We start from the raw sequence: 25,753 nt of genomic DNA on the forward strand, positions 1-25,753 counted from the left end.
GCTGGTCACGACTTTCCGAACTGCTTGTCGATGAAGCTGAAGATCTCGTCGTCGGTCGCGGACTCGACCGGAGCGGCCAGAACCTCGCCGTTCGCCGGATTCCACTTGGCGAGCAGGCTCTTCAACCGCGCCGCGACGTCCGCCCGCGCCCCGTCCTCGAAGTCGGTCGCGGCGAAGAGACCGTCCAGCCGGTCGAGTTCGCGCAGCATCCGGTCGCCGGCCGCGCCGTCCTCGCCGTCGAAGAGCTCCGCCAGGATGTGCTTGGCGAGCGCGGCCGGGGTCGGATAGTCGAACACGAGAGTGGTCGGCAGTTTCGCGCCGACCGCGGCCGTCAACCGGTTCCGCAGCGCCACCGCGGTGAGCGAGTCGAAACCGAGTTCCTGGAACGCGCGCCGGGGCTCGACGTCGGCGGCGGACGCGTACCCGAGCACTCCGGATACCGCCGACCGCACCAGGTCGAGCACCACTCGCTCGCGGTCGTCCTCCGCGACATCCGCGAGCCGCTCCAGCGCGCTGTCCGGCTTCGCGGTCTCCGATGCCTGCCGAAGCTCCGGGAGGTCGCGCAGCATCGGGCTGAGCGGCGTTCCGGCCGCTGCCGCCACGACGCGGTCCCAGGCGATGTCCGCGACGGCGAGGAAAGTCTCGTTGTCGTCGAGTGCCTGCTGCAGCGCCTCGATCGCCAGGCTGGGCGCCATGGAGAGCACACCGGTGCGTCGCAAGCCTTCCTCTACCGCGCCCTCGCCGATGCCGCCGCCCGCCCAGTGCCCCCAGGCGACAGAGGTGGCGGCAAGGCCGTTGGCGCGCCGGTGCTGGGCGAGCGCGTCCAGGAAGGAGTTGCCGGGTGCGTAGTTGCCCTGCCCCGCGCTGCCCATCAGGCCGGCCGCCGAGGAGAACAGCACGAACGCGGACAGGTCGAGCCCCTTGGTGAGTTCGTGCAGGCTCAGCGCCGCTTCCGCCTTGATCCGCTGGACCCGGTCCATCTGGTCGACGGTGAGCGCGTCGAGCACGCTGTCGTCCAGGACCGCGGCCGCGTGCATGACCGTGGTGAGCGGGTATTCGGCCGGGATCTGTGCCAGCAGTCCGGCCAAGGCTTCCCGATCCGCGAGGTCGCACGCGACAACGGTCACTTTCGTCCCGGTCGCGGTCAGTTCGTCCACCAGCTCGGCCGCACCCGGCGCGGCCATGCCCCGGCGGCTGGTCAGCAACAGGTGCTCGGCCTGCTTGTTCGCGAGCCACCTGGCGACGTGCGCGCCGAGTGCTCCGGTACCGCCGGTGACCAGCACGGTTCCGGCAGGCGCCCAGCCCGCTCCCGTGGTCGGCGCAGCCCGCTCAGCGCGAACCAGCCGCCGGGCGAACGCCCCGTCCGACCGCACCGCCACCTCGGCCTCGTCGGTTCCGAGGACGCCGCACAGCCTGATGAGGACCTGGTCGTCGAAGGACTCCGGCACATCGACCACGCCCGCCCAGCGGTCCGGATGTTCCTGCCGCGCCACCGGTCCCAGCCCCCAGACCTGCGCCTGCGCCGGATACGCGAGGACCTCCGTCCCAGCCGCCACGGCACCGCTGGTCACCGACCACATCCGCGCACCGAGCCCGGCGTCGCCCAGCGCTTGGACGAGCGCCACCGTCGCGGCCAATCCGCTGGGCACCGACGGCCCGTCCGGATGCGGCCGTTCGTCCAACGCCAGCAACGAAAGCACCCCGGCTACCGGCTCGTCAGCCGCCGCGCGCAGCCGCTCGGCGATCGTGGCACGGTCCTGTCCGGCATGAGGCACCACGACCTGGCGGATCTGTGCGCCCTGTGCGGCAAGGCCCCGCAGCAGCTGGGCGGTCCATTCGCCGTGGTTCTCGGGAAGGACAGCCAGCCAGGTGCCGGTCAGCGGATGCGAAGTGCTGTCGGCGAGCGGCTTCCAGGTCACGCGGTAACGCCAATTGTCCACAACGGACTTCTGTTTGCGGTGCTGATGCCAGGACGACAGCACCGGCAGCACCGCACCCAGGGAGGATTGCGTCTCCGCGTCGGCGGCGAGCGCAGTGGTGAGGGCGTCGAGGTCGTGGCGTTCGACGGCCTGCCAGAACTCCGTGTGTTCCGGGTCCGTCGCGGGCGACGGCTCCAGCCAGTAGCGCTGGTGCTGGAAGGCATAGGTGGGCAGATCGGTGGTGCGGGCACCAGTTCCGGCGAAGAATGCCTCCCAGTCGACGGTGCCGCCGTGGGCGAACACCTCGCCGAGGGACGTGATGAACCGGTCCAGGCCGCCTTCATCCCGGCGCAAAGTGCCCAGGGCCGCGGCGGTCAGGTCGGTGTCGTCGATCGTCTCTTGCAGGCCCACGGTCACCACGGGATGCGGGCTGACTTCCACGAAGACGCGGTAGCCGTCGGCGAGCAGCTTGCGGGTGGCCTTCTCGAATTCCACCGTGTTCCGGAGATTACGATACCAGTACCCGGCATCCATCACGGCAGTGTCGATAAGCTCACCGGTGACCGTGGAACAAAACGGAATCCCCGCCGTCCTCGGCGAAACCGGCACCAGCAACTCCCGCAACTCGGCCTCGATCTGCTCCACCTGGACCGAATGCGAGGCATAGTCGACCGGGACCTTCCGCGCCCGGACACCGTCCCGCTCACACGCCGCGATCAGCTCGTCCAACGCGTCCGGATCACCCGAAACCACTACCGAACCAGGGCCGTTCACCGCCGCGACGGAGACCCGCGGGTCAAGACGTTCCCGGAGTTTCCCCACCGGTTCCGCGATCGAGACCATTCCGCCCTTGCCGGAGAGCACAGTCAACGCCTTGCTGCGCAACGCCACCACCCGGGCACCGTCCTGCAACGACAATCCACCCGCGACCACCGCCGCGGCGATCTCACCCTGACTGTGCCCCACCACCGCCGCAGGCTGTACGCCATGGGACTTCCAGACCTCGGCCAGCGACACCATCACAGCCCACAACACCGGCTGCACCACATCAAGCCGCTCCAGCGACGGACCACGCAACACATCCAGCAACGACCAGTCCACAAAGGACTCCAACGCCGCCGCACACTCAGCGAGGCGCGCCGCGAACACCGGACTCGACTCCAGCAGTTCGAGCGCCATCCCGACCCACTGCGAACCTTGCCCAGGGAAAACGAAAACAACTTCCCCTGACTCCGCAGCCAGCTCGGCGGGCACCTCGCCTGCCGCGACGGCATTCAAGCCCCGAAGCAACTCATTCCGGCCACGACCCACGACCGCGACCCGGCGATCCAGCGCGGCCCGGGCCGTGGCCAAGGAGAAGGCCACGTCGGTCGGATTCGGCATATCCGCCAGCTGAGCCAGCCGCCGAGCCTGATCCCGCACTGCCGCTTCGCTCCTGCCCGACAAGACCCACGGCACCACGTCCAGCCCGGGCCCCTCAGCAGCAGGCTCCACACTGGACTGTTCAAGGATCACGTGCGCATTGGTTCCGCTGATCCCGAACGACGACACCCCAGCGCGCCGCGGCCGGCCCGATTCCGGCCATTCCCTGGACTCGGCCAGCAATTCCACCGCGCCAGCCGACCAGTCCACATGCGACGACGGCGCATCGAGATGCAGGCTCCGCGGCAAAACCCCGTGCCGCATCGCCAAAACCATCTTCAGCACCCCGGCCACTCCAGCCGCGGCCTGAGTGTGTCCGATGTTCGATTTGATCGAGCCCAGCCACAACGGTTGTTCCCGGTTCTGGCCGTAAGTCGCCAGCAGCGCTTGCGCCTCGATCGGGTCGCCGAGGGTCGTCCCGGTGCCGTGCGCCTCCACAGCGTCCACATCGGACGGTTTCAATCCGGCATTCGCCAGCGCTGCCCGGATCACCCGCTGCTGCGAAGGACCATTCGGCGCCGTCAGGCCGTTCGACGCACCGTCCTGGTTCACCGCACTGCCACGGACCACCGCCAGTACTTGGTGTCCGTTGCGCCGGGCGTCAGAAAGCCGCTCGACCAGAAGCAGCCCGACGCCTTCACCCCAGCCAGTGCCGTCCGCGGCCTCCGCGAACGGCTTGCACCGGCCGTCCGGAGCCAACCCGCGCTGCCGGGAAAACTCCACAAACGTCCCGGGCGTCGACATCACCGTCACCCCGCCGGCCAACGCCAGCGAACATTCGCCCGACCGCAACGCCTGCGCGGCCAGGTGCAACGCCACCAAGGACGACGAACACGCGGTGTCCAGCGTCACCGCCGGCCCCTCGAAACCGAACACGTACGACACCCGGCCGGACGCGACGCTCCCGGCATTTCCGTTGCCGCGGAAAGACTCAGCGCCTTCGGACACCGCACCCGTCCCGACGCCGTAATCGTGGTACATCACCCCGGCGTACACACCCGTGGCGCTGCCTCGCAGCGAGCGCGGGTCGATTCCGGCGCGCTCGATCGCCTCCCACGACGTCTCCAGCAGCAACCGCTGCTGCGGGTCCATCGCGAGCGCCTCGTTCGGGGAGATCCCGAAGAACGCGGGATCGAATTCTCCCGCTTCGTAGAGGAATCCGCCCTCGTCGGCGTAGCTCGTGCCCCGGTGGTCCGGGTCGGGGTGATACACCCGCTCGACGTCCCAGCCGCGGTCGGCCGGGAAGCCGGAGATCGCGTCGGTGCCCGAGGCGACCAGTTCCCACAGTTCTTCCGGCGAGCTGACCCCGCCGGGGAAGCGGCACGCCATGCCGACGATCGCGATCGGTTCGTCCGCGGCCGGAGCCGCTGCCGGGGCGATCGTTTCGTCGGCCGCGCCAAGCAACTGCTCCCGCAAGTGCTGCGCGAGCGTGAGCGGTGTCGGGTAGTCGAAGATCAGCGTCGCATTGAGCCGCAGACCGGTTGCCTCGTTCAGCCGGTTGCGGAGTTCGAGCGCGGTCAGCGAGTCGAAGCCCATGTCCTGAAACGCCTTGGCCAGCTCGACGTGCTCGGCCGAGGCGTAGCCGAGAACGCGCGCGACCTGTTCCCGGACGAGCGTCCGCATCGCGCGGTCCTGCTCGTCCGCGGACAGCCCCGCCAGCCGTCCGGCAAGCGGGGTCCCGGAACCGGCCGACCGTGCGGTTCGACGGACCGGGGTGCGCACCAGACCCCGGAAAACAGCCGGTACGGTTCCGCCGGACTCCCGGAGCACCGCACCAAGGTCCAGCGCCATCGGCGCCAGCACAGCCCGGTCGCTGCCGAGCGCGGCGTCGAACAGAGCGAGCCCGTCCTGCTCGGACAGGGGGCGCATCCCGCCGCGGACCAGCCGCGCACGTCCGGAAGCGTCGAGTTCGCTGGCCATTCCCGCCTCTGCCCACGCACCCCAGGCCAGCGATACCGCGGGGAGGCCCTGCGCCCGGCGGTGTTGGGCGAGCGCGTCGAGAAAGGCGTTGGCGGCCGCGTAATTGCCCTGGCCTGGGCTGCCGAGCGTTCCCGCTGCCGAGGAGAAGAGGACGAAAGCGTCCAGGTCGCGGGTGAAAGTGTGGAGATTCCAGGCGGCGTCGGCCTTGGGCCGGGACACCGCGGCCATCCGGGAGGGATCGAGCGCTTCGAGCACGCCGTCGTCCAGCGCGCCGGCCGCGTGCACGACCGCACCCAGCGGATGGTCCTCCGGGACGGCCGCCAGCAACCGGGCGACCTCGTCCGGGTTGGCCACGTCGCAAGCCGCCATCGTGACCCGGGCACCCCAGCGGCCGAGTTCAGCCGCCAGCTCGTCGGCACCGGGAGCCGCCATCCCGCGGCGGCTCGCCAGCAGGAGGTGCCGGACGCCGTGTTCGGTGACCAGATGCCGGGCGATCAGCCTGCCGAGCCCGCCGGTGGCGCCAGTGACGAGCACGGTGCGGTCCGAGGAGAAGGCTGGCGACGGCACCCGCACCTCGCCGCCCCGCGCCGCAAGCTGCGGTTCGCCCGAAACCGGCCCGTCCGAACCGCCCGGCGTCGCGAACCGAGACTCACCCGAAACCAGCCCGGCGGACACCGCCCGGCCCGAAGCTAAGTCCGGCGACGCCACCCGCGCCAGCCGCGGCACCCGTACCTCACCGTCCCGGACCGCGAGCTGCGGTTCGTCCGAGGCCAGCGCGGCGGGCACTGCCCGGTACGAGGCGTCGCCGCGGTCGAGGTCCAGCAGCACGAACCGGCCGGGGTGTTCCGCCTGCGCTGACCGGAGGAGACCCCACACCGCGGCCGCGGCGAGATCCGGCACGTCCTCGGCCGGGTCGGTGGCCACCGCGCCGCGCGTGACGACGACCAGCCGCGAATCCGCGAACCGGGCGGACGCCAGCCAGCTCTGCACGGACCGCAGCACTTCGCTGGCCAGCTCGGTGTTCGCGGCAGCGGAGACGCACTCCAGCAAGACCGTGTCCGGAACGTCGGCCTCCGCCAGCGAAGCCAAGTCGGGGTAGCGGTCGCTGATTTCCAGCCCGGCAAGACCGTCCCCAGCGCCGAGTGCGGCCCAGCTCGGCACAGCCGGTGCGGCAGGCTGGATCGCCGTCCAGGACAGGGCGAAGAGCGAACCGTCCGGTCCGCCGTTCAGCTGATCCGCCGAGATCGGCCGCAGGGCAAGCGAGTCGATCGAGGCGACCGGGGCGCCAGTGCGGTCGGCCAGCTGGATGGCGAACCCGGACGCGACGGGCGCGAGCTGCACGCGGAGCGCGCTCGCACCCGAGGCGAACAGGGTCACTCCCGTCCAGGAGAACGGCAAGCGTGTTCCGTCGGCCCCGGATGCGGCGAAACCGATCGCGTGCAGCGCGGAATCGAGCAACGCCGGATGCAGGCCGAACGCGTCCGCGGCCGCGGGCGACTCGACCTCGGCGAACACCTCGTCGCCTCGTCGCCACGCGGCGGTCAGGCCTTGGAACGCCGGGCCGTACTCCAGTCCGGCGGCGGACAACTCGGAGTAGAGATCGTCGACCGGCAGCGCGATCGCGTCTCGCGGCGGCCACTCGACGAGGTCGAAACCCGCCGTACCGGCACCGGACGAGACGAAACCGGCGGCGTGCCGCGTCCACGGCTGGTCCGCGTCGTCCTCGGGACGGGCGTAGATCGCGATCGGACGGGCGCCGGCCGCATCCGCCTCGCCGACCTTGACCCGCAGCTGTACGCCGCCGTGCTCGGGCAGCACGAGCGGAGCTTCCAGGGTCAGCTCGTCCAGCCGGTCGCAGCCGGCCTGATCCGCGGCCTGGACAGCCAGTTCCGCGAAACCGGTGCCGGGGAACAACACCGACCCCAGCACCGCGTGGTCGGCGAGCCACGGTTCGGCCGCTACCGACAACCGGCCGGTGAGCACCACCTCGTCGGAGTCCGGGGCCGTCAGCACGGCGCCCAGCAGGGGGTGTTCCGGCGAGGCCAGGCCCAGGTGCCGGGCGTCCGCGGGCACTCCGGGTTCCAGCCAGTAACGCTGCCGCTGGAAAGCGTAAGTCGGCAAATCCACCCGACGCGCGCCGGCACCGGCGAAGAACTGGCCCCAGTCGACGGAAACGCCGTTCGCGTGGAGTGCGGCGATCGCTTCGACCACTGCCCGTGGTTCAGCACGGTCCTTCCGCACCGCCGCGACCACGGTGGCCTCGCCGGCGAGGGATTCGTCGATCATCGCGGTCAACGTGCTGGACGGGCCGAGCTCGACAAACCTGCTGGCGCCATTGGCTTCCAGCGCCCGGACGCCGTCACAAAACCGCACCGTGTCCCGCACGTGCCGCACCCAGTAGTCCGCGGAGAACTCGGTGATCAGCTCTCCGGTCAGGTTCGACACCACCGGAATCCGCGGCTGGCTGAACTCGATGGTGTCGGCCACCCTGCGGAACTCGTCCAGCATCCCGTCCATGAGATGCGAATGGAACGCGTGACTCACCTTCAGCCGCTTCGTCCGCAGCCCCTTCGACTCCCACCGCGACACCGCGTCCTCATCGCCGGAGAGCACCACCGAACCCGGACCGTTCACCGCAGCAAGGCAAATGCCCGGCTCAAGCTCGATCTCGTCCTCGGAAACCTGCACCGCCAGCATCGCCCCGCCAGCGGGCAGAGCCTGCATCAACCGACCCCGCGCCGCCACCAACCGCGCCGCATCCGCCAACGACAACACACCAGCGACGTGTGCAGCAGCCAACTCACCGATCGAATGCCCACCAACGAAATCCGGCGACACACCCCACGACTCGAACAACCGGAACAACGCCACCTCAAACGCGAACAACCCCGGCTGCGTCACCCCGGTTTCATCCACCCGGACCGGGTCAGCCACCGCGTCCCGCACCGGCGAGTCGAGATGCCGATCCAACTCCGCGCACACCTCAGCGAAAACGTCCGCGAACACCGGGAAAGACTCCGCGAGCTCCCGGCCCATCCCAGCCCGCTGAGAACCCTGGCCAGAGAACAAAAACGCGATCCGGCCCTGAGCAGCCACTCCGGCGAAACCCCGGCCATCGGCCAGCGCGTCCAGCAGCTCGGCCCGGTCCCGGCCGACGACCACCGTCCGGTACTCCAGCGCCGAACGCCCGCTCGCCAGCGAAAACGCCACGTCCACCGGCCGGATCTCCGGCCGCGCGCGAACGTGCTCCGCAAGCCGCGCAGCCTGTTCCCGCAACGCTTCCCGGCTCTTCGCCGACAACACCCACGGCACCGCCACGGGCACGGAACCCGGTGTCTCCTCGGCGACCAGGTCCGGAGCCTGCTCCACGATCACGTGCGCGTTGGTCCCGCTGATCCCGAACGACGACACGCCTGCCCGGCGCGGACGGTCCGCTTCCGGCCAGGTCCTGGCTTCAGCCAGCAACTCCACCGAGCCCGCCGACCAGTCCACATGCGACGACGGCGCGTCGATATGCAGGCTCTTCGGCAGGACCCCGTGCCGCATCGCCAAAATCATCTTCATCACGCCGGCCGCGCCCGCCGCGGCTTGGGTGTGCCCGATGTTCGACTTCACCGACCCCAGCCACAACGGCCGTTCCCGATCCTGGCCGTAAGTCGCCAGAAGCGCTTGCGCCTCAATCGGATCGCCCAACGTCGTCCCGGTGCCGTGCGCCTCCACGGCGTCGACCTGGTCCGCGGCCACCCGCGCGTTCGCGAGCGCCGCCCGGATCACCCGTTGCTGCGAGGGGCCGTTCGGCGCCGTCAACCCGTTGGACGCACCGTCCTGGTTCACCGCGGAACCGCGCACCACGGCCAGTACCGGATGGCCATTGCGCCGAGCGTCCGACAGCCGCTCAACCAGCAAGATCCCGACACCCTCGGAGAACCCGGCGCCATCCGCCGCGTCGGCGAACGACTTGCACCGGCCGTCCGAAGCAAGACCGCCCTGTCGCGAGAATTCCCCGAACACCGAGGGCGTCGACAACACTGTCACCCCACCGGCCAAGGCCAGCGAGCACTCGCCCTGCCGCAGCGCCTGCACCGCGAGATGCAGCGCCACCAAGGACGACGAACAAGCCGTGTCCACCGTCACCGCGGGGCCTTCGAACCCGAAGAAATACGACACTCGGCCGGTGGCGACGCTTCCCGCGCCGCCGTTGCCGAGATAAGCCGCGACGTCGTCGGGCACGGAGCCCAGCCGGCTCGCGTAATCGTGGTACATCAGGCCCGCGAACACCCCGGTCGCGCTGCCCCGCAACGACTCCGGCGCGATCCCCGCGCGCTCGAACGCCTCCCACGACGTCTCCAGCAGCAACCGTTGCTGCGGATCCATCGCCAGCGCCTCACGCGGCGAAATCCCGAAAAACTCCGGATCGAACGACACCGCGTCGTCCACGAAACCGCCTACGCCGGCCGGTCCGTCCCAGCCGCGATCGGCGGGGAACGCGGACATCCCGTCACCGCCCCGGCTGACCAGTTCCCACAGCGCTTCCGGGGAATTCACCCCTCCGGGGTAGCGGCAGGCCATGGACACGACGGCGATCGGCTCGCGCAGTGCCGCGGAGAGCTTGCGGTTCTGCTCGCGGAGGCGTTCGGTCTCCCGGACCGAGCGGCGAAGTGCTTCGACCGCCTTGTCCTGGAAGTCATTCATCGCCGTACTGCCCTTCTCCCGGAAAGCCCTGGTGGTCCGGGTTGTGCAACACCAGGTCGATGAGACTGCTCGCGTCCATCGATTCGATCGAGTCGCCTTCCTCTTCCGGGACAACCGGATCCGGCCGGGCTCCGGCGAGTTCCAGCAGGGTGTCCAGCACTCCCGCGTCGCGCAGGCGCGTCAGGGGAACGGTCAGCAGCAGGTGCCGGATCCGGTCCTCGCTCCGGTCGCCGGACAGGTCCGGAACCAGTTCCGCCAGGAGGTGCTTCGCGAGGGCCGCCGGCGTCGGATAGTCGAATACTAGAGTGGCCGGGAGCCGAAGTCCGGTGACAGCGTTCAACCGGTTGCGCAGTTCGAGTGCCGTCAGCGAGTCGAATCCGATCTCGCTGAACGCCCGGCCTGCGTCCACCGCGTCCGCGGTTTCGAAGCCGAGCACACCGGCGACCTGCGTCTGCACGATCTCGACGAGCGCTGTTTCCCGTTCGGCCGCCTCGGGCAAGGCGGCGAGACGGTCTCGCAGTTCGGCCGCCGAACCGGGGTCGTTCCTGGCAGCCCGGGCCGAGGGAACCCGGACCAGGCTCCGCAGGATCGCCGGAATTCCGCCCGGCCGCCTCCGCAGCGGCGCGATGTCGAGGTGCGCCGCGGCGACAATCGCCTCGTCCGCGCCGAGTGCCGCGTCGAACATCGCGATGCCGTCCGCGGCCGACAGCGGCGCCAGCCCGGCCCGGCGCATCCGGTCGACCTCGGCCGTTGCGAGCCCGCCGGTCATCTCGCTGGCCTGCTCCCACAGGCCCCAGCCCACCGACACCGCGGGCTTGCCGAGTGTCCGGCGGTGCTGGGCAAGCGCGTCCAGGAAGGCGTTCGCGGCCGCGTAACTGCCCTGCCCCGGTGCGCCGAGCACGCCCGCGAGCGAGGAGAACAAGACGAACGCGCCGAGTTCGGCGTTCTCGGTCAGCTCGTGCAAGTTCAGCGCCGCGTCGACCTTCGGCCGCAGCACCGCGTCGAGCCGCTCGGGGGTCAACGCCTCGACGACGCCGTCGTCCAGCACGCCCGCGGTGTGCACGACGCCGGTCAACGGATGCTCCGCCGGAATCTTCGCCAGCAGCTCGGCGAGTGCGGTCCGGTCGGCGGCGTCGCAGGCCGCGACCTCGACCTCGGCACCGAGCGAACTGAGTTCCGCGGCCAGTTCCGCCGCGCCGGGCGCCGAGATCCCGCGGCGGCTGGCGAGCACGAGGCGCCGGACATCGTGCGCGGCGACGAGATGCCGCGCCACCAATCCGCCGAGCGTGCCGGTGCCGCCGGTGATCAGGACCGTTCCCGCCGGATCGAATACCGGATCCTGCGTCGCGGGCTTCGGGAGACGGCCGAGCCGCGGCGCCTGGATTCCGCCGCCGCGCAGCGCCAGTCGCGGTTCGTCGTGCGCCAGCGCGGCCGGAAGCTTCCGCAGCGAAGCGTCGTCGTCATCGAGATCGAGCAGGACGAACCGGCCGGGGTGTTCCGATTGCGCGGACCGGATGAGCCCCGACACCGCCGCGCCTGCGAGGTCGTCGGCCGTGCCGCGGGTGACGAACACGAGCCGGGCGGCCGACAGCCGCTCGTCCGCCAGCCATGCCTGGACCAGCGCGAGAGCTTCGCGCACGGCGGTGTGCGCGGACGTCGCGGAGCAGTCGACCAGGACGAAATCCGGGATCTCGGCAAGCGCGGTCACATCGGCGCAATGGACGACCTCGACGCCGCTCAGCCCGAAAAGTCCCTTGAGCCGCCCGATCTGCTCGCCGAGCACAGCGAGCCGCGGCTTCCCGTCCGCAGCGGCTCCGGACAGCTCCGTCCAATTCAGCCGGAACAGCGAATCGGCACCGTCCGGGCGGGCGGCGCGGACCTGCCCGGCCGACACCGGCCGCAGCACCAGCGAGTCCGCGGACAGCACCGGAGCACCCGTCCCGTCCGCGATCCGCAGCGCCACCCCGTCCGCACCGGCCGGGGTGATCTTGACCCGGAGTTCGGCGGCACCGGCGGCGAACAGCTTGACCCCGGTCCACGCGAACGGCAGCCGGGTCTCGCCCGGACGCGGTTCGCCGGACAGCCCCAGCGCGTGAAGTGCCGAGTCGAGCAATGCCGGGTGGATTCCGAACGCGCCCGTCGCGTCGGTCCGGACCTCGCCGAAGATCTCGTCGCCGCGCTGCCACGCCGCGGTCAGGCCCTGGAAGACCGGACCGTAGTCGAGCCCGAAACCCGCCAGCCGGTCGTAGAGCCCGTTGATCTCCACCGAGGCGGCCTCCGGCGGCGGCCACGCGGCCAGGTCGAACGACGGTGTCCCGGAGCCGGCGCGCACGACACCCGTGGCGTGCCGGACCCAGGCCTCGCCGAGATCCGCGTGACCCTCGGTCCGGGAGTAGACGCTCAGCGATCGGGCCCCGGAATCGCCGGGGCCGCCCAGGACGACCTGGAGCTGGACGCCCCCGGTTTCCGGGAGCACCAGCGGCGCTTCCAAGGTCAGCTCCTCCAGCACGTCGCAGCCGACCTGGTCCCCGGCTTGAAGAGCGAGTTCCAAGAAGCCGGTGCCAGGGAACAACACCGCGCCCAAGACGGCGTGGTCCGCAAGCCACGGCTGGGTTTCCAGGGAAATCCGGCCGGTGAACAACGTCCCGTCCGACTCCGGCAACCCGGTGGCCGCGCCCAGCAGCGGATGCCCGGCCACGGTCAAGCCCAGGCCGCGCACGTCGCCGCTGGCCGCGACGGTGTTCAGCCAGTAGCGCTGACGCTGGAAGGGATAAGTGGGCAAGTCGACTTTGCGGGCCCCGGTCCCGGCGAAGAAGACCTCCCAGTCGACGGTGCCGCCGCGGGCGAACACCTCGCCGAGGGACACGGTGAACCGGTCGAGGCCGCCCTCGTCCCGGCGCAGCGTTCCTGCGGCAGCCGCGGCGGTGTCCGTCGAGTCGATCGTGTCCTGCAGTCCGGGCACCAGCACCGGGTGCGGGCTGACTTCCACGAACACGCGGTAGCCGTCGGCGAGCAGCTTGCGGGTGGCCTTCTCGAATTCCACCGTGTTCCGGAGATTGCGATACCAGTACCCGGCATCCATCGCGGCAGTGTCGATGAGCTCACCGGTGACCGTGGAACAGAACGGAATCTCCGCCGTCCTCGGCGAAACCGGCGCCAGCAACTCCCGCAACTCGGCCTCGATCTGCTCCACCTGAGCCGAATGCGACGCGTAGTCCACCGGAACCCGCCGCGCCCGGACACCGTCCCGCTCACACGCCGCGATCAGCTCGTCCAACGCGTCCGGATCACCCGAAACCACTACCGAACCAGGGCCGTTCACCGCCGCGACGGAGACCCGCGGGTCAAGACGTTCCCGAAGTTTCCCCACCGGCTCGGCAACCGAAACCATCCCGCCCCTGCCGGACAAAACCGTCAACGCCTTGCTCCGCAACGCCACCACCCGGGCACCGTCCTGAAGCGACAACCCGCCAGCCACTACTGCGGCCGCGATCTCACCCTGACTGTGGCCGACCACCGCAGCCGGACGTACACCATTAGCCCGCCACATTTCCGCGAGCGACACCATCACGGCCCACAACACCGGCTGCACCACATCAAGCCGCTCCAGCGACGGACCACGCAACACATCCAGCAACGACCAGTCCACAAAGGACTCCAACGCCGCCGCACACTCCGCGAGGCGCGCCGCGAACACCGGACTCGACTCCAGCAGTTCGAGCGCCATCCCGACCCACTGCGAACCCTGACCCGGGAACACGAACACCACATCCCCGGAGCCAGCGGAGGCCGCCACCGGAAGCTCCCCGTCTGCGACCGCGTCCGCTCCGCGCAGCAGTTCGTCCCGGTCACGTCCCGCCACCGAGGTCCGGCATGCCAACGCCGACCGCGTCGTGGCCAGCGAGAACGCCACGTCGACCGGCGAAACGTCGTCGTCGGCCCGGACGCGTGCGGCCAGCTTCCGGGCCTGTTCCCGCACCGCATCCGGCGTCGCCCCGGAGAAGACCCAGGGCACGACACTCAGTTCCCGCTCCGGCTCGACCGCCGCGGAATCGCCCGGAACATGTTCCAGGACAACGTGTGCGTTGGTCCCGCTGATGCCGAACGACGACACTCCCGCCCGGCGCGGACGGTCCGTCTCCGGCCAGTCCCGGGCCTCCGCCAGCAACTCGACCGCGCCCGCCGACCAGTCCACTTGGGACGACGGCTCGTCAAGGTGCAAGCTCCGCGGCAGAACCCCGTGCCGCATCGCCAGCACCATCTTCAGCACGCCAGCGACACCCGCCGCCGCCTGAGTATGCCCGATGTTCGACTTGATCGAGCCCAGCCACAACGGTTGTTCCCGGTTCTGGCCGTAAGTCGCCAAAAGAGCCTGCGCCTCAATCGGATCGCCGAGGGTCGTGCCCGTGCCGTGCGCCTCCACAGCGTCCACATCGGACGGTTTCAATCCGGCATTCGCCAACGCAGCCCGAATCACCCGCTGCTGCGAAGGACCATTCGGCGCCGTCAACCCATTCGACGCACCATCCTGATTCACCGCAGAACCCCGCACCACCGCAAGAACTTGATGCCCATTTCGCTGCGCATCCGACAACCGCTCCACCAACAGCAGCCCAACACCCTCACCCCAGCCAGTACCGTCCGCCGCCTCAGCGAACGGCTTGCACCGACCATCCGGAGCCAGCCCACGCTGCCGGGAAAACTCCTTGAACAAATCCGGTGAGGACATCACAGTCGCCCCACCGGCCAGTGCGAGCGAACACTCCCCCGACCGCAACGACTGCACGGCAAGATGCAACGCCACCAACGACGACGAACACGCCGTATCCACCGTCACCGCAGGACCCTCGAACCCGAACACATACGACAACCGGCCCGACAGCACACTCGCCGCGTTCCCGGTCAGCAGATAGCCGTCGACCTCGTCCGGGCTCTGGTCGAAATCGCCGTACCCGGAGTAGCCCGCGCCGACGAACACGCCGGTTTTGCTGCTGCGCAACGTCTCCGGCGTGATCCCCGCCCGTTCGAACACCTCCCACGACGTCTCCAGCAGCAGCCGCTGCTGCGGATCCATCGCGAGCGCCTCCCGCGGCGAGACGCCGAAGAACAGCGGGTCGAAGTCGGCCGCGGCCTCGATGAATCCGCCTTCGCGGGTGTAGCTGGTGCCGCGGTGGTCCGGGTCCGGGTCGTACAGCGCTTCGACGTCCCAGCCGCGGCCACGCGGGAACCCGGAGATCGCGTCGGAGCCCAAGGCCACCAGGTCCCACAGTTCCTCCGGCGAGCTGACTCCGCCGGGGAACCGGCAGCCCATGGCGACGATCGCGATCGGCTCGTCCGACGCCGCCTCCGCCGAGGCGGCGGCCACGATGTCGTCCCCGGCGCCGAAAAGCTCGGTCCGCAGATGCCCGGCGACGGCGAGCGGCGTCGGATAGTCGAACACCGTGGTCGCCGGCAGCCGGACTCCGGTCGTGTTCTTGAGCCGGTTGCGGAATTCCACCGCGGTCAGGGAATCGAAGCCCATCTCGCGGAAGGCGCGGGTCACCTCAATCGACTCGGGCGACGGATGGCCGAGGACGCGGGCGGTTTCCTCCCGCACGACCGACACGAGTGCCCGCTCCTGCTCGTCCCGGGACCGGCCGGCCAACTGCTCGCGCAGTCCGGACTCGCCGGCCATGGCGTTGCCCGCGGCGGCCTTCCGGCGGGCCGGTCCGCGCACGAGCCCGCGGAACGCGGCGGGCACCTTCCCCGCCGACTGGCCGGTGACCGTCGCGAGGTCGACCGTCATCGGCGCGAGCAGGGCGCGATCGCTGCGCAATGCCTGGTCGAACAACGCCAGTCCGTCGTCGTCGGAGAGCGGGAACATCCCGCCGCGAGCCATCCGGGCGACGTCCGCCTCGGACAGGTCGCCGACCATGCCGCGCGACCACGGACCCCACGTCACCGACACCGCCGGCCGGCCCTGTGCGCGACGCTGCTGCGCGAGCGCGTCCAGGAACGCGTTCGCGGCGGCGTAGTTGCCCTGTCCGGTGCCGCCGAGCAGCCCGGCGACGGAGGAGAACAGGACGAACGCGCGCAGGTCGTGCTCGCGGGTGAGTTCGTCCAGGATCAGCGCCGCGTCGGCCTTCGGACGCGCGACGGTCTCGAGCCGTTGGGGCGTAAGCGATTCGATGACCCCGTCGTCGAGCACGCCAGCGGTGTGCACGACCCCGGTCAAGGGGTGCTCGGCCGGAATCGCGTCCAGCAGCCGCGCCAAGGCGGCGCGGTCCGCCGCGTCGCAAGCCGCCACCGTCACCTCGGCGCCGAGACCGGTCAGCTCCGCCGTCAGCTCCGCCGCGCCCGGGGCGTCCTGGCCGCGGCGGCTGGTCAGCACCAGATGCCGAATCCCGTGCGCAGCCACCACATGCCGGGCCACCAGACCGCCCAGCGCACCGGTGCCGCCGGTGATCAGGACCGTCCCTTCGGGAGCCAGCCCGGCCGGTACGGTCAGCACGACCTTGCCCACGTGCCGGGCCTGGCTGACGAACCGGAAGGCGTCCTCGGCCCGACGCACGTCCCACGTCGTGACCGGAAGCGGCCGCAGGGCACCGGATTCGAACAGGCCGACCAGTTCGGCCAGCATCCGCTGAATCCGCTCCGGACCCGCCTCCACCAGATCGAACGCCCGATACGCCACGCCCGGATACCGGTCCGCGACCTCGCCGGGGTCCCGGACGTCGGTCTTGCCCATCTCGACGAACCGGCCGCCGCGCGGCAGCAGCCGCAGTCCCGCGTCCACGAACTCGCCTGCCAGCGAATCCAGGACCACGTCCATCCCGGCGCCGCCGGTCGCCGCCCGGAACTTCTCCTCGAACTCCACCGACCGCGACGACGCCACCCGCTCGTCGGCGAAACCGCTGGCGCGCAACACGTCCCACTTGCCGGGGCTCGCGGTGCCGTACACCTCGGCGCCCCAGTGCCGGGCCAGCTGCGCCGCGGCCATGCCGACCCCGCCCGCGGCGGCCTGCACCAGCACCGCTTCGCCCGGCCGCAGACCGGCCAGATCGCGCAACGCGTAGTAAGCGGTCAGGAACACCAGCGGCGTCGCGGCCGCCTCCGCGAACGACCAGCCCGCCGGAATCCGCGTCACCAGCCGTTCGTCGGCCACCGCGACCGGGCCGAACGATCCGGCGAGCAGGCCCATCACCCGGTCGCCGACCGCGAACGCGGAATCCGGGCCCGCCTCGGTCACCACACCCGCGCCCTCGATGCCCGGCAGACCGGCGTCTCCGGGGTACATGCCCAGCGCGTTGAGCACGTCGCGGAAGTTCACGCCCGCCGCCCGCACCGAGATCCGCACCTGCCCGGTTTCCAGCGGTGCCAGCACTTCCGGGCACTCCACCAGCCGCAGGCTCTCCAGCGTCCGGTCTTCCGATACGGCCAGCCGCCACGCCTGCGCGGACGGCAGCGCCAAGCCGTCTCCGGCAGGCACGCGGGCCAGCCTCAGCGCCCGCGCCACTCCGTCGCGCAGCGCGAGTTGCGGCTCGTCAGAGGTCAGCGCGGCAGACAGCCGATCCAGCGAAGCCGCGCTGTCGTCCAGATCGAGCAGCACGAACCGGCCCGGGTGCTCCGCCTGCGCCGAGCGCACCAAACCCCATACCGCCGCTGCTGCCGGATCCGGCACGTCCGCGTGCGGCTCCACCGCGACCGCGCCCCGCGTCACCACGACCAGTCGCGAACCAGCCAGCCGCTCTTCGCCCAGCCACTCCTGGACCAGCGCCAGTGTCTGAGCGGGCGAAGCGCCGCTGGCGAACACCACCTCTGGCGCGCGATCGCCCAGCGCCGCCAAATCCGGATACCTGTTCGCCTCGATCTCGAGGGTCAATTCGCCCAGCACGGCCCAGTCAGTGGTCGGCACAGCCTCGCCGACGGGCGTTTCGGCCCACTCCACACCGAACAGCGAGTCCACGAACCCGCTCGGCCCGTTCAGCTGATCCGCCGACACCGGCCGCAGCACCAAGGACTCGATCGACGCGACCGGCGCACCGGTGCGGTCGGCGAGACGCAGGGAGACCGCGTCCCGCCCCGTCGGGGTCAGCGACACCCGCAGCGCCGAGGCACCCGAGGCAAGGAAGGTCACGCCGGTCCAGCTGAACGGGAGTCCGGCCGGGCCCGCGTCCGGACCGGACGGCGCGGTGCCCAGGGCGTGCAGGGCCGAGTCCAGCAGCGCCGGATGCAGGCCGAAGGAACCCGCGTCGACGTCCTCGGGCAAGGCGACCTCGGCGAAGATCTCGTCGCCGCGCTTCCACGCCGCGGTCAGGCCCTGGAACACCGGGCCGTACGCCAGTCCCATCCCGGCCAGCCGGGGGTAGAGATCCTCGACCGGCACCGCTTTGGCCTCCGCGGGCGGCCATTCGGCGAGCGTGAAGGACGGCTCCGGGCCGCCGGGCGAAACCGCGCCGGTGGCGTGCCGGGTCCACGATCCGCCCATGGCCTCAGCCGTGTCCGGACGGGAGTGGACGGTCAGCGGCCTGCTGCCGGACTCGTCCGCCTCGCCCAATGCGAGCTGCACTTGGACGCCGCCCCGCTCAGGCAGGACGAGCGGCGCTTCCAGGACCAGTTCGTCCAGCACCGCGCAGCCGACCTGGTCGGCCGCCCGCACCGCCAGCTCGACGAATCCGGTGCCCGGGAACAGCACCGAACCCAGCACCGCGTGCCCGGCGAGCCACGGCTGCGTCTCCAGCGAAAGCCGGCCGGTGAACACCGCACCGTCCGAATCCGGCAGCGCCAGCGCCGCGCCCAGCAGCGGATGATCCGCCGACGCCAGCCCCAGCTGGCGGGCCTCTCCAGTGCCCGGCGAACCGCCGAGCCAGTACCGCCGCCGCTGGAAGGCGTACGTGGGCAACGGCACCCGGCGCGCGCCCGTGCCCGCGAAGAAGGCCGTCCAGTCCACCGGGCAGCCCACCGCGAACAGCCCCGCGACCGCTTCGGTGAGCGCTCGCGTTTCCGTCCGGTCCTTCCTCGACACCGGGATGAGGACCGCGTCGTCCCCGGTCAGCGAATCCTGGACCATCGCGGACAGCACACTGCTCGGGCCGATCTCGACGAACCGCGTCACCCCGGCGGATTCGAGAGCCCGCACGCCGTCGCTGAAGCGCACGGCGGCACGCACGTGCCGGACCCAGTACTCCGCGGAGAACTCGGAGACCAGCGCACCGGACACATTGGACACCACCGGGATCCGCGGGGCGCGGTACTCGACGGTTTCCGCGATCCGGCGGAACTCCGCGAGCATCCCGTCCATCAGCGGCGAATGGAACGCGTGGCTCACCCGCAGCCGTTTCGCCTGGCGGCCCCTGGCCTGCCAGTGCTCCACGACCTCCTGGACGGCCTCCGCGTCCCCGGACACCACGACCGAGCCGGGAGCGTTGACCGCGGCGATCGCGATCCGGGTTTCCTTCCCCGCCAGCAACGGAAGCACCTCGGCCTCGGCGGCCTCCACGGCGGCCATCGCGCCGCCGGGCAGCGCCTGCATCAACCGGCCCCGCGCCGCCACCAGCCGCGCCGCGTCGTCCAGCGACAGCACCCCGGCGAGGTGCGCCGCGGCCAGTTCGCCGATGGAGTGCCCGCCGACGAAATCCGGGGTCACGCCCCAGGATTCGAGCAACCGGGACAACGCGACCTCGACCGCGAACAGCGCCGGCTGGGTGTACTCGGTCTGGTCGAGCAGCCCGGCGTCGGCCGAACCGTCCTCGGCGAACACGATCTCGCGCAGCGGCCGTCCGAGGTGCCGGTCGAGCCGCGCGCAGACGTCGTCGAAGGCTTCGGCGTAGGCCGGATGGGCCTGATACAGCTCGCGCCCCATCCCGAGCCGCTGCGCGCCCTGGCCCGCGAACAGGAACGCGGTCTTGCCCGCTGCCGCGATTCCTTCCACCGCGATGGTTCCGCCCGCGGCCAGAGCGTCCACTTCGGACAGATAGTCGTCGCCGAAGACGACCGCCCGGTGTTCCAGCCCGGCCCGGCCGGTCGCCAGCGAGCAGGCGACGTCCGCGGGATGCAGATCCGGTTCGGCGCGAAGGTGCGCGGCGAGCCGCCCGGCCTGTGCCCGCAACGCCGCCCGGTCCTTGCCGGACAGCACCCACGGCAGGTCGCGCGGGACCCGGTCCGGTTCGCCGGTCTCCTCGCCCTGTTCCAGGATCACGTGCGCGTTGGTGCCGCTGATCCCGAAGGACGACACCGCCGCCCGCCGCGGCCGGTTCCCCGCCGGCCATTCCCTGGGCTCGGCCAGCAGTTCCACCGCACCGGCGGACCAGTCCACATGTGGCGACGGCTCGTCGATGTGCAGGCTCTTCGGCAGCATCCCGTGCCGCAGCGCGAGAACCATCTTGATCACTCCGGCCACCCCGGCCGCCGCTTGGGTGTGCCCGATGTTGGACTTCACCGAGCCCAGCCACAACGGCTGTTCCCGGTCCTTTCCGTAGGTCGCCAGGAGCGCTTGCGCCTCAATCGGATCGCCGAGTTTGGTGCCTGTGCCGTGCGCCTCCACAGCGTCCACATCGGACGGATTCAAGCCGGCATTCGCCAACGCGGCCCGGATCACCCGCTGCTGCGAAGGACCATTCGGCGCCGTCAGGCCGTTCGACGCACCGTCCTGGTTCACCGCGGTGCCGCGCACCACCGCGAGCACCGGATGCCCGTTGCGCCGGGCGTCCGACAGGCGCTCCACCAAGAGCAAACCGACGCCTTCGCTCCAGCCGGTGCCGTCGGCGGCCGCCGCGAACGGTTTGCACCGGCCGTCCGGAGCCAGCCCGCGCTGCCGGGAGAATTCGACGAACGTCCCCGGGGTCGACATCACCGTGACCCCGCCGGCGAGCGCGAGCGTGCATTCGCCGGACCGCAGCGATTGCGCGGCCATGTGCAAGGCGTACAGCGACGACGAGCAGGCGGTGTCCACGGTGACCGCCGGGCCCTCGAGACCGAAGACGTACGACACCCGGCCGGACAGCACACTGGTCGCGATCCCGGTCAGCAGATGGCCGGCCACCTCGTCGGCCGTCGTGCCCGCGGCGTGTCCGTAGCCCGAGTACCCGGAGCCCACGAAGACCCCGGCCCGGCTGCCCCGCAGGGACCGCGGGTCGATTCCGGCCTGTTCGAAGGTTTCCCACGCGGTTTCGAGAAGAAGCCGTTGCTGGGGGTCCATCGCAAGGGCTTCGCGCGGCGAGATGGCGAACAGGTCCGGGTCGAATTCGGCGGCGTCGCGGAGGAATCCGCCGGCGCGCGTGTAGCTGGTGCCCTGGTGGTCCGGGGCCGGGTGGTAGAGCGCGTCGAGGTCCCAGCCGCGGTCGACGGGGAACTCGGTGATCGCGTCGACGCCGTCGGCGACCAGCCGCCACAGGTCGTCCGGCGTGGCCACCCCGCCGGGCAGACGGCAGGCCATGCCGACGATCGCGATCGGTTCGTCCTGCGCGAGGACCGCCGGCGCCGGTGCCGCGAGCTGTTCTTGTCCGCCGAGGACTTCCTCGCGGAGGCGAGCGGCGACCGCGGTGGGAGTCGGATAGTCGAAGACCACGGTGGAGGGCAGCCGGACGCCGGTCTCCGCGGCGAGCCCGTTGCGGAACTCGACCGCCATCAGGGAGTCGAAGCCGAGCTCGCGGAACGGCCGTCCGGGATCGACGCTATCGGGGCCGGGATGTCCGAGCACCTTCGCGGTCTCGGTGCGCACCAGCTCCAGCAGCACGCTGTCCTGTTCGCCCTCGGTCAGCCCGGCGAGCCGTCCGGCGAGCGGCGCGGCATCGGAACCGGCGGCCGGTTCCTGCCTCGCTTCGGGCAGGTCAGCCAGCAACGGGCTGGGCCTGCCGGACGTGAACGCCGGGGCGAACAGCTCCCAGTCCACGTCGGCGATCGCCACGGAGGCCTCGCCCGACTCCAGCGCCTGCTGCAGCGCAGCGACAGTGCGGCCGGGCGCCATCGGGGTCAGCCCGCGACGGCGCAGCTGCACGGCCCCTTCCGCGTTGACCATTCCGCCGCCCGCCCACGGACCCCACGCCACTGAGGTCCCGGCGAGGCCGCGAGCACGGCGCTGCTCGACCAGTGCGTCGAGGAACGCGTTCGCGGCCGCGTACGCCGCCTGGTTGCCGCTGCCCCACACCGCGGCGATCGACGAAAACACTACGAACGCGTCCACCTGCCGGTCGCCGAGAAGCTCGTCGAGGTTCGCCGCGCCGCGCACCTTGGCGGCCAGCACGTCTTGAAGGGTCTCCGGCGTGCTCTCGGCGAACGGCGTCGCGTCCGGCGCGCCTGCCGCGTGCACCACGGTGGTCACCGGGAATTGGGCGAGCAGGTCTCGTACCGCGTCGCGGGAAGCCACGTCGCACGCGGCGATCGTCACCCGGGCACCCAGTGCGGTCAGCTCGGTTTCCAGCTCGGCGGCACCGGGAGCCGCACGCCCGCGGCGGCTGGTCAGCACCAGATGCTCGACGCCCTGGCCGGCCAGCCAGCGCGCCACGCGGGCGCCCAGCGCACCCGTGCCGCCGGTCACCAGCGCCGTGCCCCGCGGTACCCAGCGGTCGGCGCCAGCCGGTGCTTCGGCTCGCTCCAGCCGCCGGCCGAACGCCCCTTCCGCGCGGATCGCCACCTGGTCCTCGTCGCCGGACAGCACCGCGTTCAGGTACGCGAGCACCGGCTCGTCCACTCGCGCGGGCAGGTCGACCAGGCCGCCCCACAGCTGTGGGTACTCCAGCGCAGCCACGCGGCCGAGGCCCCACACCGCCGCTTGCGCGGTGCTGGACACGGTGTCCCCGCGGCCTGCCGACACCGCGCCCTGGGTCACCGCCCACAGCCGCGTGTCGCTTCCGATCGTGGTCAGTGCCTGTGCGAGAGCGACCGTCGCCGCCAGGCCGGCCGGAACCTCCGGATAGCCCGGAAGCGGGTGCTCGTCGAGCGCCAGCAGGGACAGGACGCCTGTCACCGGTCCTTCGGAAAGCGCCTGCCGCACCTGGTCGGCGAGCGTTTCAGGAGTGTCCGTCGCGGAAACCGCCAGGCGGCGCCCTCGAAGCGCCGAGGCCCAGGGCGCGTGCCCGTCGGGAACGACGACCAGCCACGTGTCCGAGATGGTCTCAGTGGCGGCGAGAGTGAGCGGTTTCCAGACGATCCGGTAGCGCCAGTCGTCCACAGTGGACAAATCGGAGCGCGGGCGGCTGGCCGGTTCCAGCCAGTAGCGCTGCCGTTGGAAAGCATAGGTCGGCAAGTCGATTCGCCGTGCGCCGCCGAAGAACCGCGGCCAGTCCACCGGGGTGCCGTGGACGTGGAGGGCGGCAAGGGCCTCGACCGCTGCCCGCGGTTCGGGGCGGTCTTTCCGCAGCGCGGCGACCAGGACGGCGTCGTCGGAGACACAATCCTCGATCATCGCGGTCAGAGTGCTGGACGGACCGAGCTCGACAAACCTGCTGGCGCCATTGGCTTCCAACGCGCGGACCCCGTCGCAAAACCGCACCGTGTCCCGCACGTGGCGCACCCAGTAGTCCGCGGAGAACTCGGTGATCAGCTCTCCGGTCAGGTTCGACACCATCGGGATCCGCGGCTGGCTGAACTCGACCCCTTCGGCCACCGCACGAAACTCGTCCAGCATCCCGTCCATGAGATGCGAGTGGAACGCGTGACTCACCTTCAGCCGCTTCGTCCGCAGACCCTCCGACTCCCACCGCGACACCGCGTCTTCATCGCCGGAGAGCACCACCGAACGCGGACCGTTCACCGCCGCGACAGCCACACCTGGCTGAGGCTGAATCTCACCCTCGGAAGCCTGCACCGCCAACATCACGCCGCCAGACGGCAACGCCTGCATCAACCGACCCCGCGCCGCCACCAACCGAGACGCATCCGCCAACGACATGACACCGGCGACGTGCGCAGCAGCCAACTCACCGATCGAATGCCCACCCACAAAATCCGGGCACACACCCCACGACTCGAACAACCGGAACAACGCCACCTCAAAGGCAAACAACCCCGGCTGCGTCACCCCGGTCTGATCAACCAGATCAGGATCGTTCAACGCCTCCTGAATCGGCGAATCAAGATGCTGATCCAGCTCGGCGCACACCTCGGCGAAAGCCTGAGCGAACACCGGGAAAGCGTCCGACAGTTCGCGGCCCATCCCTGCCCGTTGCGAACCCTGCCCGGAGAAGATGAACGCCGTCCGACCCTTGGCTGCCGTACCAGTGGCACCCCGGCCCTCGGCCACCGCGGCGACACCTGCCAGCAACTCGTCCCGGCTGGTGCCCACCACCGCCGCACGACACTCCATCGCCGCCCGGGTCACCGCCAGCGACCAGCCGACATCCGCGGGCGCAGCATCGTCCACATTCGACACCAGCCGACGAGCCTGCTCCCGCAACGCCTCCGGACTCTGCGCCGACAGCACCCACGGCACCACTCCCAGCGCACGGCCGGACTCCACCGGAGGCTCCTCGGGCGCCTGCTCCACGATCACGTGCGCGTTGGTCCCGCTGATCCCGAACGCCGACACCCCGGCCCGCCGCGGCTGGCCCCCCTCCGGCCACGGCCGCGCTTCGGTCAGCAACTCGACCGCGCCGTCCGACCAGTCCACATGCGCCGACGGCTCGTCGATGTGCAAGCTCCGCGGCAAAACTCCGTGCCGCAGCGCCAAAACCATCTTCATCACCCCGGCGACACCAGCCGCCGCTTGGGTGTGCCCGATGTTCGACTTGACCGACCCCAGCCACAACGGACGTTCGCGCCCCTGGCCGTAAGTCGCCAGCAAAGCCTGCGCCTCGATCGGATCGCCGAGCGTCGTCCCGGTACCGTGCGCCTCCACAGCGTCCACATCGGACAGACCGAGACCAGCGTTCGCCAGCGCTGCTCGGATCACCCGCTGCTGCGACGGACCATTCGGCGCCGTCAGCCCATTCGACGCGCCGTCCTGGTTCACCGCACTGCCGCGCACCACCGCCAGCACCTGATGCCCGTTGCGCTGAGCGTCCGACAACCGCTCCACCAACAGGATTCCGACGCCCTCGGAGAACCCCGCGCCATCCGCCGCGGCCGAGAACGACTTGCACCGGCCGTCCGAGGCCAACCCGCCCTGTCGCGCGAACTCCTCGAAAATCGACGGCGTCGACAACACCGTCGCTCCACCGGCCAACGCCAGCGAACATTCCCCGGACCGCAGGGATTGCACGGCAAGATGCAACGCCACCAACGACGACGAGCACGCGGTATCCACGGTCACCGCAGGGCCTTCGAAGCCGAAGAAGTACGACACCCGGCCCGACAGCACGCTCGCCGCGTTGCCCGTTCCCAAATGGGCTTGGCTTTCCGGTGGCGCCTCGCCGCCTACCCGGTACAGGTAGTCCTGGCCGTTCGTGCCCGCGAACACGCCGGTCGCGCTGCCCCGCAGCGAATCCGGGTCGATGCCCGCTCGTTCGAACACCTCCCACGAGGTCTCCAGCAGCAACCGCTGCTGCGGATCCATCGCCATGGCCTCACGCGGACTGATCCCGAAAAAGGCGGGATCGAACTCCCCCGCACCGGACAGAAACCCGCCCGCGCGGAAATAGGAATCCGACTCGTCCCATCCGCGGTCCTCCGGAAAGCCGGAAATCCCGTCGCCGCCTGCGGCGAGCAGCCGCCACAGGTCGTCCGGCGAGGCGACCCCGCCGGGGAAACGACAGGCCATCCCGACGATCGCGATCGGCTCCCGCGCTTTGTCCTCGACCTCGCGCAACTGCTCCCGAGACTGCCTGAGCTCGCCCATCACCCACTTGAGGTGATCGAGCAACTCCTGGTCGTTCCCCATCGGTAAA

At 70.8% G+C, this 25,753-nt stretch carries 1 protein-coding gene and 2 pseudogenes; all 3 read right to left on the reverse strand.

Translation table 11 applies throughout. The annotated features are described in order from the left end of the window. Positions 1 to 5: 5 nt before the first annotated feature. A pseudogene (locus L3Q65_RS27870) lies at positions 6 to 9,905 on the reverse strand (type I polyketide synthase); the annotation flags it as partial. Then, positions 9,897 to 9,953: pseudogene (locus L3Q65_RS47675) on the reverse strand (hypothetical protein); the annotation flags it as partial. The pseudogenes L3Q65_RS27870 and L3Q65_RS47675, both read right to left, overlap by 9 nt. Beyond that, positions 9,946 to 25,746 (reverse strand): type I polyketide synthase, encoded by a 15,801-nt coding sequence (locus L3Q65_RS27875; protein WP_237597069.1) that lies wholly within the window; start codon positions 25,744 to 25,746, stop codon positions 9,946 to 9,948. The pseudogene L3Q65_RS47675 and the gene L3Q65_RS27875, both read right to left, overlap by 8 nt. Positions 25,747 to 25,753 lie beyond the last annotated feature (7 nt).

Origin of the sequence: Amycolatopsis sp. FU40 (genome assembly GCF_021903635.1) — a bacterium.
In the GTDB taxonomy this organism is placed as follows: Bacteria; Actinomycetota; Actinomycetes; order Mycobacteriales; family Pseudonocardiaceae; genus Amycolatopsis; species Amycolatopsis dendrobii.

Excerpts from the sequence above, each read along its gene's own strand:
- L3Q65_RS27875 (WP_237597069.1), bottom strand. The coding sequence starts at position 25,746 with ATGGGGAACGACCAGGAGTTGCTCGATCACCTCAAGTGGGTGATGGGC.